Source organism: Paenibacillus sp. FSL R5-192 (assembly GCF_000517845.1).
In the GTDB taxonomy this organism is placed as follows: Bacteria; Bacillota; Bacilli; order Paenibacillales; family Paenibacillaceae; genus Paenibacillus; species Paenibacillus amylolyticus.
Map to the genome: position 1 here is coordinate 252,792 of NZ_ASPR01000048.1, position 13,873 is coordinate 266,664.

At 47.7% G+C, this 13,873-nt stretch carries 8 protein-coding genes; 6 read left to right on the forward strand and 2 right to left on the reverse strand.

Features of this window, described 5'->3' with window-relative positions:
* Positions 1-77: 77 nt before the first annotated feature.
* Together C161_RS24825 and C161_RS24830 are read right to left on the reverse strand one after the other, a co-directional pair.
* Positions 78-713 carry a TetR-like C-terminal domain-containing protein gene (locus C161_RS24825; RefSeq protein WP_235193925.1) on the reverse strand — a complete coding sequence of 212 codons (636 nt, stop codon included), beginning with the start codon at positions 711-713 and terminating at the stop codon, positions 78-80.
* A 1,007-nt stretch (positions 714-1,720) separates the two neighbouring features.
* Positions 1,721-3,076 (reverse strand): dipeptidase, encoded by a 1,356-nt coding sequence (locus tag C161_RS24830; protein WP_036673487.1) that lies wholly within the window; start codon positions 3,074-3,076, stop codon positions 1,721-1,723.
* A 215-nt stretch (positions 3,077-3,291) separates the two neighbouring features.
* On the opposite strand from C161_RS24830, the gene C161_RS24835 reads away from it, so the two are divergent.
* The 6 genes from C161_RS24835 to C161_RS24860 all read left to right on the forward strand — a co-directional run bounded on the left by C161_RS24835 (position 3,292) and on the right by C161_RS24860 (position 13,816).
* Positions 3,292-5,697, forward strand: coding sequence for an AraC family transcriptional regulator (locus C161_RS24835; RefSeq protein WP_084650477.1), 2,406 nt, complete (start codon positions 3,292-3,294; stop codon positions 5,695-5,697).
* Positions 5,698-6,030: 333 nt separating this feature from the next.
* Entirely contained in the window at positions 6,031-6,960 is a 930-nt protein-coding gene (locus C161_RS24840) for an ABC transporter permease (protein WP_026081491.1), read from the forward strand.
* Positions 6,961-6,972: 12 nt separating this feature from the next.
* A complete protein-coding gene (locus C161_RS24845) occupies positions 6,973-7,860 on the forward strand; it encodes a carbohydrate ABC transporter permease (RefSeq protein WP_017692544.1) in 888 nt (295 codons plus the stop codon).
* Between the two features lie 18 nt (positions 7,861-7,878).
* Positions 7,879-9,384: an extracellular solute-binding protein gene (locus tag C161_RS24850; protein WP_036673488.1), complete on the forward strand. Its 1,506-nt coding sequence runs from the start codon at positions 7,879-7,881 to the stop codon at positions 9,382-9,384.
* Positions 9,385-9,623: 239 nt separating this feature from the next.
* Complete coding sequence (locus tag C161_RS24855; protein ID WP_036673489.1) at positions 9,624-12,977, forward strand: glycosyl hydrolase; 3,354 nt, start codon at positions 9,624-9,626, stop codon at positions 12,975-12,977.
* A gap of 17 nt (positions 12,978-12,994) precedes the next feature.
* On the forward strand, positions 12,995-13,816 hold the full coding sequence (locus C161_RS24860) for a polysaccharide deacetylase family protein (protein ID WP_036673490.1): 822 nt from the start codon (positions 12,995-12,997) through the stop codon (positions 13,814-13,816).
* Positions 13,817-13,873 lie beyond the last annotated feature (57 nt).

The following is a 13,873-nucleotide window of genomic DNA, read 5'->3' on the forward strand; positions in this document are numbered from 1 at the left end:
GTGTCTAATTTTTGGTCACTTGTAGTAAAGTGTCTAAAACCTAGGCATAGATCACATGTGAAAAAAGCCGCGCATCCTTAAGTGGATGGCAGCATATTCTCATACCTGTGCAGTGCCCTCAGGACATTGCCTTCGATTAGCTCACTGAGCTTCTCAATAATCTGTTTTGGCGGTTCTTGCATGTTGCCCCTCATCCATTGAATGATCAGCCCGGTGAAAGCCAGGGTATAAAAGTTGGCGACAAACTCTTTGTCTTCACCGCAGACCTTAATCCCACAGGCCAGCTCATCAATAACACCCATGATCAGATCATGGGTTACTTCATAGAGGTATACATCCAGGTGGGTACGCCCGAGCGAGTTGAGTGTGTTGCAGCAGAACGTTTTGTTGTTCTCGATGTAACAAAAGATTTTATAGAATCCGTCCGTCCATGTGCTGTAGCTTCGGTACTCCGTAAGACTCTCCACCGCTTCAGTCTGATAGATCCACCCAAGTAGCGCGTAAATATCCTGAAAATGATAATAAAAGGTTTGCCTGTTCACTCCGCAATTCTCCACCAGATGTTTGACCGTAATCTTGTTCAATGGAGTATGCTCCATCAGTGATTTAAGCGAGTGAGCCAGCGCATTTTTGGTCAGGTGAGAAGTAGACACAACATTCACCTCATCATTTTGGATTAGCTTGCCGGGGCGCAACAGCAGGTAAACACTCATGGCAAAAGTCCCGCGCCGAAGTCGCTGAACATAAACAAGTCAAAACGCAGGAATCCCGAAAGACCCTCCCATCCACAAAACCCCTTTAGCTATCAACATCTTCGTTACCCGATCCACATCATACTCCATAAGGTTCATTTTAAATACTGAATATCAATCGATTCAAACAAACCTCCAAAGGCCAACGCTTGAGTTATCTCTATCAAAACCCTTAAAAGTTAGCCGTCGTCTAAAACCAGTCACAATAAAGCAACCGCTGTAATAGCTGAAACCTAGTGAAGGAGACCGAATCAAAAAAAGGCTATAAGGTCGCGTATGTTATCTCCCATACACTAAACCATTAAAACCGAGACCTCGTCTATAAAATCAGTCATAGGAACAATGATAACGAAGTTATCGAGAAAAAAATCGAAAAAGTGTTCAGTAGCCCATCGTTAAGGTAATCTATCACACTAACCCATCAAAGTGAGACCCAACCCTCTAAAGCACCATGATAAAGCTACAACGTAACGATCGAGACAAAATCAAAGAAACGGCCTATAGGGCTACCATGTTGTTATCACTAATACACTAACCTTTTTAAAAGTAAGCCTCCATCGTCTCCATCATAAAAAGCAACCATCAAAAAAACTACAATTTCACCAAAGAAACAAGAACCAAGAACCAAAGAACCAAAGAAACAAGAAACAAGAAACAAGAAACAAAATCAAAAAAACAAAAAAACAAAATAAATCAAAAAAACGACCCGAAGGCCGTCCTTTTGTTCTCCTAATTACACTAACCATTCAATAGTTAGCTCAATCTTAAAATCAGTCATGCGAGAAGCTGCAACGTAGTGGAGGGGACGAAATCGATTCTGAAGAAGCGGAGCGTTCGCCTTTATCGTCGGATTTTACCCTTTGAGAAGGGGAATCCAAAAAATCCGACGATAACAGCGATCTAAAGAACGATTCGGCCCCGGAACGTCCACTCAGCACGCTCTCATGATCTGGTTTTAAACACGATGATTACAAACTCTTCAGAAATTGAACAATCGTCAACAACCCTTTATCAAAGTTCTCCAGGTTGAAGTGCTCGTTCGGTGCATGCAGGTTCTCATCCGGCAAGCCAAAGCCCATCATAACAGCAGGGATTTCGAGTACACGTGAGAGTTTCTCAACAATCGGAATGGAGCCGCCATCTTTGGTAAAGAGGGCACGAACGCCATACACGTGCTCATACGCGTCTGCTGCTTTTTGCAGAATTGGATTGGAAGGATCGGTATTGAAAGCAAAAGCTTTCTCGATCTGTTTCACATGCAATGTTGCACCCGGTTGAACGTTAGCGCGCAGATGTGCTTCGATACGATCCAATACATGTTGTGGATCTTGATCCGCCACGAGGCGGCAGGTGATTTTGGCATGAGCTTCCTTCGGAATAACCGTTTTGCTGCCTTCGCCTTGGAAACCACCCCATACGCCATTCAGTTCCAATGTTGGACGAGCGCCAACACGTTCCACGAACGAGTAACCTTCTTCGCCGTACAATTGCTCCAGCCCAAGGTCTTGACGAAGCTGTTCTTCATTGAAGCCTTGTTTCACAAATTCTTCTCTCATCTCAGGAGACAGTGGCAGTACGCCGTCGTAGAAACCATCTACACTTACACGGCCTTGCTCATCATGCAACGAAGCGAGCAGTGATACGAGTGCGTGCAGTGCGTTAGGTACACCACCACCAAATGAACCGGAGTGCAAGTCGGTATTGGCTGTGTTCAGATCCACATGCATGGAACATAGGCCGCGCAGGCCAGTGGAGATAGCCGGTTTACCTTTTTCAAGCAGAGATGTATCCGAGATCAGTACCATGTCTGCACGCAGCTTGTCTGTATGTTCATTCAGATAGATGGGCAGGTTCGGGCTGGAGATTTCCTCTTCGCCTTCGATACAGAACTTGATATTAACTGGAAGTTCCTTGTTTTCGGCGAGAATGGCTTCAACTGCCTTGATATGTAGGAAGATCTGTCCTTTGTCATCCGTTGCACCACGGGCATACAGCTTGCCATCACGAACGGTAGGTTCAAAAGGAGGTGTCTCCCACAGGTTAAGCGGATCAACAGGTTGTACATCATAGTGTCCATAGATCAAAGCCGTTGGTTTGCCGGGTGCATGCAGGTGATCTGCATAGACAATCGGATGTCCAGCCGTTTGAATGACCTCTACGTTTTCCATGCCTGCACGTGTGAGAGCATCTGCTGCCCATTGTGCTGCACGATTAATATCCTCTTTATGCTCTGAAATGGCAGAGATACTTGGAATGGACAACCATTCATTCAGTTCTGCCAGGTGTTTTTCTCTATTTTGTTCAAAATAAGTCTGTTCTTTCATTAAAAAGGCCTCCTTCATGTTTGCTATATCTCATTGTAATCCATTTTGTCATGTTAATAAAACATTGGTTAAAAAAATGATCGGTTACAGATCGTTTCATTCACCTGAGGATTGTGCGTATAATACAAGAAAAGGATTTCATCCATATATTCTCAGGGGAGTTGAGGAAGTTTCCATGACAGTCAGACTCGATGCAAGCAGGCAGGTGAGCAACGATGGAATCGACTAGGAGCGATCGAATATTTGGCAGATTCAAGCGGTTATCCGATTTGAAGGCTGGAAGGCATAAAGGACGATTTTATCGAAACAGCCTCATGCTTATTTTACTCATTGCCAGCATTCCCGGACTAATCACAGGTATCGTCATGTATCAACAGGTTGTTGGCCGGATGGAAACCGAGTTCAATCAAATGCACCAGAACCAGATCGAGAACCGGGCACGCAATGTGGATGACCAGCTGGCTTATCTGGAGATGAACTTATCCCATTGGGCTTTTGAACCGAGGTTTGGCAATGCACTGCGAACGCTGGATTTTGTGTACTATTTTAATGAAACGCAGGAGATTGTGACTACCTTATACGTATTACAAGGTTCCCATCCACTGATCAAGTCAGCACAGCTGTATTTGCAGGAACCGAAGCCAATCTTGTTTAATCGGGATTATACCGAATTGAACGATGAAGCGAAAGTACAAGCCTATGATCGATACCTTTCCATGGGGAACCACGTGTACTGGACAGACTGGGTTTCCAGCACCAACAGAGATACCGAACTTTCGACCAACGATAGTCCACTGCATACGGATGCAGGCAATGCACTTGTTCTAGTACATAAGATACCAGGGGAGAGCATTAATCCGTTTGGTGCACTGATCATCACGCTGGATAACGAGAAAGTCGCCAGTTTATTGAAAACGCTTACTCCTTATGACGAAGGGTTAACGTTCCTTATGGATCAGGAAGGAAACACACTGGTTACCGGGAATCCGGGAACGGCGGGAGAGACTTCTGCTTTTGAGCAGCAGCTAAAGGAAGAAGTAGCCCTGCATGCGGACAGCCGCTCATTCCTGTTCCGATATGAGGATCAGACCTATTCTGTCTCATACGGTTCATTGAGCCGGATCGATTCAGACTGGACTTACGTCTCGGCAGCACCTTTGACCTCAGTCACTTCGCCAGTCAAACTGGTATCCAAAATCATCGTCATTGCGAGTGCAGGCAGTCTCATCCTGGGATTGTTGTTATCCTGGTTTGCTTCCCGCCGCATCTATTCGCCTGTAGCACGGATGCTGCATCTGCTTACGCCTGGCAGAAACGAAACAACACCAACGGATGCCAAGCTGGACGAGTTTAAGCTGCTGGAGCAACAGTGGAACGAATTGACCTCCCGCAGTGTCACAGCACATCGCCAATTGCAGGAACAGCTTCCCCATCTGCGCGACAGTTTTGTCTTACAACTTGTACAGGGGCACCTATATGCCTATAACGAGCAGGATCTCCAGCAGCGGATGCGTAATCTTGGCTTTGAACTGGAGGGCCAGCAGTTTTTGCTGGTGCAGATGTATTATACGGGGTATGAGCAGCTGCAAGGCAGATTTGGAAGCCAGGACACGGGATTAGTCACCTTTGCAGCAGTGAATATCACTCAGGAAGTGGCGAAAAATTATTTCAGACAGATCAGTGTCATGAACTTTCATGACCTGTCTTCCGCCATGCTTGTGATTGCTCCCCAGGACGAACCTGTGAAATCACAAGCGCTGTTATGGGGACGGGAACTGGTGGAGGTCATTGGACGTACGCTCAAAATGAAGGTGACCTTGATGGTCAGTCGCCCGGCAGCTTCACTTCAGGAACTGCCCGGACGATTCGTCGAGATGGAACAGGCCGTGGCTTATCGCAGTGTGGAGGAAGGAAGTCAGATTCTCGATCTGGAGGATGAGGCGTGTTTCCGCAGAAATGAAGCAGCTTCCTATCCGCTTGGGCTGGAACGGGAATTGTTACAGGCGGTCAGGCTGGGCAAACAAACCGAAGCGGAACGTGTGCTGGAACAATTCATGAGTGAAATTACGCGGACGGGCAGTACCGAATTTCAGGTGCAACAGATGATGCTTCAATTGCTCGGCAGTATTCAGCACATGATGCTGCAAACGGGTGTCACACCTTATAAGCTGTTTGGTGGTTACAACATGTATGAGCAACTATCCGGTATTCGTGAACCTGTACAGATGAAGCAATGGATGATGAATGAGGTACTCATACCTTATATACAAGAGGTTGAGGTACGATCGCAGGAACCGCTGAAACTGGTGGTGGAACGAACGATGTTGTATATCGATACACATTACCGCAGCGACATTTCGCTGGAGAATTGTGCTGACGAGGAGCAGATGACACCCTATGCACTGAGTAAGGCTTTCAAACAGGTATCGGGCATCAACTTTATTGATTATTTGACACGTGTGAGAATGGATGCGGCGAAGCAATTGTTGCGGGAGACAACGATGAAAATCAATGATGTTGCAGCGGCTGTGGGATATCAGCACAGTTATTTTAATCGGATCTTCAAGAAACAGGAGGGAGTTACCCCGAGTCAGTATCGCGATCAATGGTTTGGACAATAACCTTTTATATCTTTGTCAGTTCAGCCCGGCATTCAGCTTTAACGGATGTCGGTTTTTTCTTTTTCTTACCGTGATACAAAGGAGGATAAACCCGCAAAAATGTGCAATTCTACCCGCTACGTTATGTGCAATTTCTTGTGAAAATGGCGTTATAGCGGGCTTTTCGGCCATCATGTCGTAGCAATGCAAAAAATGAAGGTTGCCGGAAACCAGGCGTCTGTATAGTCTGAATAACAGGTTAATTGATAACGCTTACATCGTTGAGGGAGGGGAGACATGATGAACGGGAAGACGGACTGGAATACCAACGGCACTGCAACTGCTCAAGCGGATATGGCAACAAGACCATTAAAACAAGAGTCCAATTGGAAAAGGCAGATCAAACGAAACAAGTGGTTATATGTGCTTGTGCTTCCCGGATTTTTGTACTTTGTCATCTTTAAATACTTGCCCATGTGGGGGATCATCATTGCCTTTCAGGACTACCAGCCTTTCCTGGGCATCCGGGAGAGTAACTGGGTGGGGCTAGAGAACTTTACGAACTTTTTCTCCAATCCGGACTTCTTCCGACTATTACGTAATACGCTGGTCCTTGCCCTGTATGATCTCATCTTCTTTTTCCCGGCACCAATCATTATCGCTTTGTTATTAAATGAAATTCGGGTCGCTTTCTTCAAAAGAACGATTCAAACGCTGGTCTATGTACCCCATTTTGTATCGATGGTTATTATCGCGAGTATCACGTACGTGTTCCTGACCCCACAGGGTGGGGTGTTATACGACCTGATCGCCTGGATTACAGGCAAGCCCATTGATGTACTCTCCAGTCCGGGTTCGTTCCGTCCGCTCATTATTGTACAGATGATGTGGAAAGAGATGGGATGGGGCACAATTATTTTCTTGGCAGCCCTCGCAGGTGTCGATACGGAACAATATGAAGCCTCCATTGTGGATGGTGCAGGACGGTTACGACGAATGTGGCATATCACACTTCCAGCCATTCGTACGACCATAGTCATTTTGCTTATTCTCAGACTGGGGAACTTCCTCGACACCGGATTTGAGCAGATCTATCTGATGACCAACTCCCTCAACCGGGATGTGGCGGACGTATTTGATACGTATGTGTACACGGTGGGGATTACGCAAGGTGCATTCAGTTACAGTACCGCTGTGGGACTATTCAAGTCTGTGGTGGGGATCATTCTGGTGCTTGGCAGTAATAAACTTGCGAAAAAATTCGGCCATCCCGGAATTTATTAAGGAGGAGCGCCCATGAACAGCCGTCTATACAACAGCCCTGCCGGCAAGGTATTTGATATCTTCAATTACGTCATGCTGGGGATTCTGGGCATATTAACCGTCCTTCCGTTCCTGTATATTATAGGGAATTCTTTCGCAACGGAAGCCGAGATCACTGAACGCAGTTTTTTCCTCATTCCGAAGGTGTTTTCCTTCAGTGCGTATGAGTATATTTTCTCCTCGTCCACGATCTTTCGCAGCATTGGTGTTTCCATTTTCATCACGGTGGCAGGTACATTGGTTAATCTGTTCTTCACACTAACGATGGCCTATCCACTATCCAGAAGTGACTTCTGGGGCCGTAACGTCATGATGAACATGGTGATTTTCTCGATGTTATTTGGTGGTGGCATGATTCCAACGTATCTCGTCATTCGTGGATTGGGACTGCTCGATTCTTACTGGGCTCTTATGCTTCCTGGCGCGATCAGCGCTTTTAACTTAATAGTTGTCAAAAACTTTTTTCAGCAAATGCCGCCCGGGCTGGAGGAAGCGGCCCGTATCGACGGCTGTTCGGATCTTGGGGTGCTGTGGCGAATCGTTCTGCCTTTATCCAAACCGGTCATTGCCACGTTTGCCTTGTTCTACGCCGTAGGCCACTGGAACAATTTTTTCTCCGCACTGCTGTACATTTCCGACAGTGACAAATGGCCGTTACAAGTCATGCTGAGACAGATCGTGTTACTCTCGCAAGCCAGTGTCGGAGATATGGCAAACATGGACCCCAATTTTGTGCAGCCACCAGAGCAGTCAATCAAAATGGCGGTGATCGTTGTAGGTACCATTCCGATTTTGCTGGTGTATCCGTTTTTGCAGAAGCATTTTGCCAAAGGTGTCATGTTAGGTTCAATCAAAGGTTAAAGCCAAGGGGGAGAACGTATGGGACAAAAAACGGGATTCAAAAAAGGTGCACTGTTACTCTCTGCGTCACTGGTATTGAGTACAATTCTGGGAGCATGCTCCACGGATAAAACAGGTTCAGGGAGCGCTGCCGGTGGCACAGACGAAATTACCATTATGCTGCCGAACTTTGAAGCGGAGAATCCGCCGGAGAACAGCCCGGTCATCCAGAAGCTTGAAGAACTGACCAAGGTGGATGTGAACCTGCAGTGGGTGCCAAGCAGCTCGTACGAAGACAAATTTAACATCACACTGGCTTCGGGAAAGCTGCCTCAGATTATGGTGGTGTTAGGGAAGTCTCCGAGTTTTATCAATGCGGCACGAACTGGAGCATTCTGGGAGCTTGGTCCTTATCTGAAAGATTATCCGAATCTGAGCCAGATGAATGAAATCATCACCAACAATGCGTCCATCGATGGCAAAACCTATGGGATCTACCGGGCACGCGCCCTAGGACGTAATGGGGTTACAATCCGAAAGGATTGGCTGGAGAAGTTGGGGTTGGAAGAGCCAAAGACGATTGATGAATTTTACAATGTATTGAAAGCGTTCACGAAGGATGATCCAGACGGTAACGGCAAGGATGATACGTACGGTCTGGTTGCCAGCAAATTCACAGGCCCGTGGGATAACATGCAGGTATGGTTTGGTGCACCCAACAAGTGGGGAGATGATGGCAGTGGAGGCCTGATCCCGGCGCATGAGACACCAGAATACATGGAAGCCCTGAAATTTTTTCGGCAAATCTATAGCGAAGGTCTGGTGAACAAGGACTTTGCCGTGATGGATGCAACGAAACTTCCTGATCCATTTGTGAATGGGCAAGCCGGTGTCATGGTGGATGTAGCAGATAATGCGCAGCGCATGGATCAGAAAATACTCGATAAAGACCCCAATGCGACAGGACGTGTGGATGTGCTACAAGCGATGGAAGGTCCAAAGGGATTGCGTGATATGCCAACGTCCGGCTATTCTGGCCTGATTGCGATCTCCAAAAGCAGTGTCAAAACGGAAGAAGATCTGAAGAAGGTACTGAGCTTTCTGGATCAGCTGAATGAACCGGAATTGCAGGCATTGTTGTACAACGGACTTGAAGGCAAGCAGTATGAGAAAAAAGAAGACTACATCATACCGAGCACTGACAAGCTTGCGCTCCGCGACCTGCAAGGATTAAATCAGATTTTGATGTTTGTGCCGGAGGACAGAACGCTTCGTGTCCAACAGACACCTGTCCGTGAAAAGGTTGCACAGGTGCAGAAAGCCAACGAAGAGATTGTCATTGCCAATCCTGGCGAACCGCTGATCTCTGATGTTTACGCTCAGAAAGGACCGCAGCTGGACAATATCATTAACGATGCACGAATCAAATATATCGTAGGTCAGATTGATGAGAAAGGATTCGAAGATGCTGTTGCCCTGTGGAAGAATAACGGCGGAGACGATTATGTGAAAGAAGTTAATGAATTGTACGCTGCACTGAAGTAGTCTTATAAGCCAAAGCCCGGTAGCCGTACTTTCAGTGTAGCGGAAACAGCCGGGCTTTTCTTATCGCTGTGATGGCTTGATCCGTGAACAAAGTTTCATCCAACTTTCTGGGAATTATGACTTCCTGAATATGGTTTTTGATGTATAATCAAATCGAAAAAAACCTATTTGAACTGAAATGAACGGTATTGGTAAAGCTGGTTACCATACACTCTTGAACATGCAGGGAGGAAGGCAACATGTGGAACGGGGATGCTTTTGAAAATCCCGAGGCGCAGTACAGGGTCCATCCCTTTTGGTTCTGGAACGGGGATATGGAAGAAGAACAGATTAAGCGGCAAGTGGCTGAGATGGCGGCGCAAGGTGTAGGTGGATTCTTCATCTGTCCACGTCAGGGACTGCAAATTCCCTATCTGTCGGAAGCGTGGTTTGATAAGGTTCGGATTGCAGTGGAAGCGGCGGATGCTCACGGCATGCAAGTATGGTTATATGACGAATATCCATATCCAAGTGGGATGGCTGGTGGGGAAGTGACCCTTGATTTCCCTGAAGCGAAGCAGCGTGAGCTCGTGCATCATCAGTTGGTGGTTCAGGGCGGAGAAGCTGTGGATCTGGAGTTGCCATGGGGACGAGTCTTGGTTGCCAAGGCGATTCCCAAGGATGAACAGGGCAAACGGTTGTGGCATGAATCCATTGACTTGCGCAGCAAAATCGGCAATATCCAGACCGATCAGGTGTATCAGGAGACTGGACTCACATCGTATAACCGCAAGCGGTTCTTCACCTACCGAACAGCGTTCCGCTTGTTGTGGGATGTTCCCCCGGGTGATTGGGAGTTGATTATATTTCAAGAAATGGAGATCGACGATTTCAAATATTACGGCAACTTTGTTGATCCTTGCCACAAGGAAGCGATGAGTCGTTTTATTGAACTGACACATGAGCGTTATAAGTCAGCGGTTGGAGATCAATTTGAAAGCGTAATCAAAGGTATGTTCTCGGATGAGATTGCACCGCTGGGCCGTATCCCCTGGTCACCACAGCTTCCCCGTTATTTCAGAGAGCGTTGTGGTTATAGTCTGATCGATTCCCTACCGGCCCTGTTATATGGTGATGTTCCGGACGCGCATCGGATTCGGTATGACTACTATCAGTCCCTACACCTGCTTCTCAGGGAGTCCTATCACAAACAGGTGCATGACTGGTGTGAGGAAGCAGGAATCCAGTACGCGGCTGAAGTGCCTGGTGTACGGATGACGACCCAGTTGTTCAGCCATATGCCAGGTGGTGATTCAGCACATGAGAAAATTGGACGATCCTTATCGTGGATTCTGGAACGGTATGGTCAAAAGATGCGTGACAATCCCAAGATGGTCAGTTCGCTTGCCCGGCAATTGGGCCGAAGCCGCAATCTGATTGAATGTTTTCACAGTGTAGGCTGGTCCATGACGCTACAGGATGCCAAGTGGATGATTGATCGAATGGCCGCCATGGGCACCAATTTTTATAACTTTCACGCCTTTTTCTATACGATTGGTGGGCTTGCGAAGCATGACGCACCGCCGTCTCAATTTTTACAGAATCCCTACTGGAAGCATTTCCGGCAGTTGGGGGATTACACCGGACGTTTGAGCTATCTCATGAGCACTGGAGCAGCAGACATTCGAATTGCTGTACTTGACCCAACGACGACATTCTGGAGTCTGATGGGTAATCCGCTGCATGGATTTGAGTATAGCGGCGAGGACGAAGCAGAACGGGTGCAACTGGAGCGCCTGACGAAGGACTGGATGAGGATCACGACACATCTGCTCGAAAACAGACGTGACTATGATCACCTTGATCCCGAATTGTTGGCTGAAGCTGACTTAACGGATGGCATCATTCAGATCGGCGTTGCCCGTTATGACGTATTAATTCTGCCACCGATGCTGAATCTGGAGGCCGTGGCCTGGGAACAGGTGAAGCGATTTGTTCGGCAGGGAGGAACTGTCATCTCTGTTGGGATGCCTCCGCATATTGCGATTCAGCAGGGAAGTCCAGAGGGAGATGAAGCTGCCCAGTTCTTTGGTGCGGGCGAGCAGCCGCAAGAGGTGTACTGGGGCCGTAACGTGACAACAGATCACGATAACCGTGAAACCATGTGGCATCAGGGTGAGGGGAATGCCTATTTTCTACCCGCAGGAACGGGGCAGGGAGATGACTTTTCGCTGGAGCTAATCTCTCTCCTGCTCGATCAGGTATTGCCGGAACCCATCTGTTGGATCATGGAGGAGGAAAGTGCCTCCCTGCTGATGCACACCCGTGAATTGTCGGCTGGAGAGCATATGGTTTTCTTGACCAATCAGGAGGGTCAGGACCTGAAGGGACAATTGAAGCTGGTCACCAGGCAGTTGTGGGATGGAACGGAGCTGACAGAGGGTGCTTGTCTGGTGGCAGAACGACTTGATCTGGAGACAGGGCAGCTTCAGACATTGCCGTATACGAGCAGTGGCGGGGAATGGTGCATTTCACTAACGCTGGCGCCTTATGAAGCGCATGCTGTTCGTCTTACTTTACAACCTGCGAAGGAAGAGGCATTAACAACGAAGGTGGATGTAACAGACAAAACGGGTTCGACGTTCGTAACGGATGTATTGGCAGGAGCTAATCAAGCCTGTAAGATCATGGTCCCTTCGGAAGGGCCATGGCGACTCGAAACGGTGCAACCTAACATTTTGCGAATGGGACAATTCCATCTTCAGGCTTCCAATGTTAATGGTGTGATTCTGGAAAGCCAGCATGTAGCTGTGAAACCGTTTATTGATCAGGCGGCAGAATTATCGGAGCAGCAGCATCTGTCAGTCCAGTTTAATCAGGTATTTGGCACACCGAAAAAAGCATCCTTAGCCTATCCCATCGAATGTCGATATACGACTACATTTGAGCTAAGAACGGCATTGCCTGCATGTTTGTTATTTATGGATAGAGCGGCGATCTCGGGCAGTTGGTCCATGGAGATTAATGGGCAACCACTTGAAAAGGAACAATTCGATCCAATCGAAATAACCGACCACAATAACATTGCTTGTGAGATTACGGAGTTGCTGCACAGCGGTCTCAACGAAATGACGGTCATCGTACAGGTAACGAAAGATGAGGATGGCATTGTGGATCCCTTGTATCTACAGGGAAGATTCGGCGTGGAGTTCCATCATGAAGGCATGGCTTCGCTCGTGCGGGAGTCGGACACGGCCCTTTGTATCGGACCAGAACCGCAGCCGCTGTATCCCCATTTTGCCGGGGAAATGAGTTATAAACGCACGTTCTGGCTGGATGAGCCAGGGGAAGATATTACCTCGTTTGAATTAGAATTTAGCGATTGGCGGGTGCAGGATGTGACGGAAGTGCGGGTGAACGGACATAGTCTGGGTGTGAGATGCTGGTCTCCGTATCGTTGGAAAGGAGAGGCCTCCTGGTTGCGTCCGGGAGACAACGACATTGAAGTACGGATCACGAACACATTAATTGGCCTGCTGGAAGGTACGTATTTTGATTCAGAACATCATCGATTACAGGATGCAGGTCATGTACCTGTTGAAGAATTGGGATAAAGGAGTGGAAGTAAGGAATGGGACATCGTATTCAGTTTGACCGCTATCCAGGTGGTGTGATGAAAGCGTTAACGCTCAGTTATGACGATGGAGTGGTGCATGATCGCAGACTGGTGGAAATCTGTAATCGGTATGGTCTGCGGGGAACCTTTAATCTGAACTCCGGTACCCTGGGTAATCCAGGCCGCATTGAGGCTGGGGAAGTCGCTGAACTTTATACGGGGCATGAAGTAGCCGTTCACACGGTTACTCACCCTACGCTGCCTTATGTTCCGAATGAACTATTGACCGAAGAGATTATCGAAGACCGAAAAGCATTGGAGCAGGTTGTCGGTTATCCGGTACGAGGCATGGCTTATCCCAACGGAGGGTACGACCGTGCGTTAAGTACAAAGCTGGAGTGGCTTGGCATTGATTATGCCCGTACCGTTGAATCACATGGCAGATACACGTTGCCAGAACGACCCCTTGAATGGCATCCGACGTGTCATCATAACCATGATCTGGCGGGGCATGCCAAACGTTTTATCCAACATTCCAAAACAGGTACGCCACTATTACTCTACGTCTGGGGTCACAGTTATGAGTTCAATGACAACGACAACTGGGAGATCATCGAACAGTTTGGTGAGCAGATTGGCGGCAGGGACGATATCTGGTATGCCACGAACATCGAAGTGATTGCCTATTGGAAAGCGGTGCAACGATTGGAGTGTTCAGCAGATCGCTCCATCATCCATAATCCGTCTGCCATCCCGGTTTGGTTCACCGCAGATCAGCAGGTTGTTGAAGTGCAGGGCGGAGAGACATTGCGGCTAAGCGAACGAATCAAGGTATAGGGAAGGGAGCTGACGATCATTCGTTATTTTCATGAGAACGAGGCGATTGCAGGCAAG

Coding starts and splice junctions, on each gene's coding strand:
- C161_RS24825 (WP_235193925.1), bottom strand. CDS start 713: ATGAGTGTTTACCTGCTGTTGCGCCCCGGCAAGCTAATCCAAAATGAT.
- C161_RS24830 (WP_036673487.1), bottom strand. CDS start 3,076: ATGAAAGAACAGACTTATTTTGAACAAAATAGAGAAAAACACCTGGCA.
- C161_RS24835 (WP_084650477.1), top strand. CDS start 3,292: ATGGAATCGACTAGGAGCGATCGAATATTTGGCAGATTCAAGCGGTTA.
- C161_RS24840 (WP_026081491.1), top strand. CDS start 6,031: ATGGCAACAAGACCATTAAAACAAGAGTCCAATTGGAAAAGGCAGATC.
- C161_RS24845 (WP_017692544.1), top strand. CDS start 6,973: ATGAACAGCCGTCTATACAACAGCCCTGCCGGCAAGGTATTTGATATC.
- C161_RS24850 (WP_036673488.1), top strand. CDS start 7,879: ATGGGACAAAAAACGGGATTCAAAAAAGGTGCACTGTTACTCTCTGCG.
- C161_RS24855 (WP_036673489.1), top strand. CDS start 9,624: ATGTGGAACGGGGATGCTTTTGAAAATCCCGAGGCGCAGTACAGGGTC.
- C161_RS24860 (WP_036673490.1), top strand. CDS start 12,995: ATGGGACATCGTATTCAGTTTGACCGCTATCCAGGTGGTGTGATGAAA.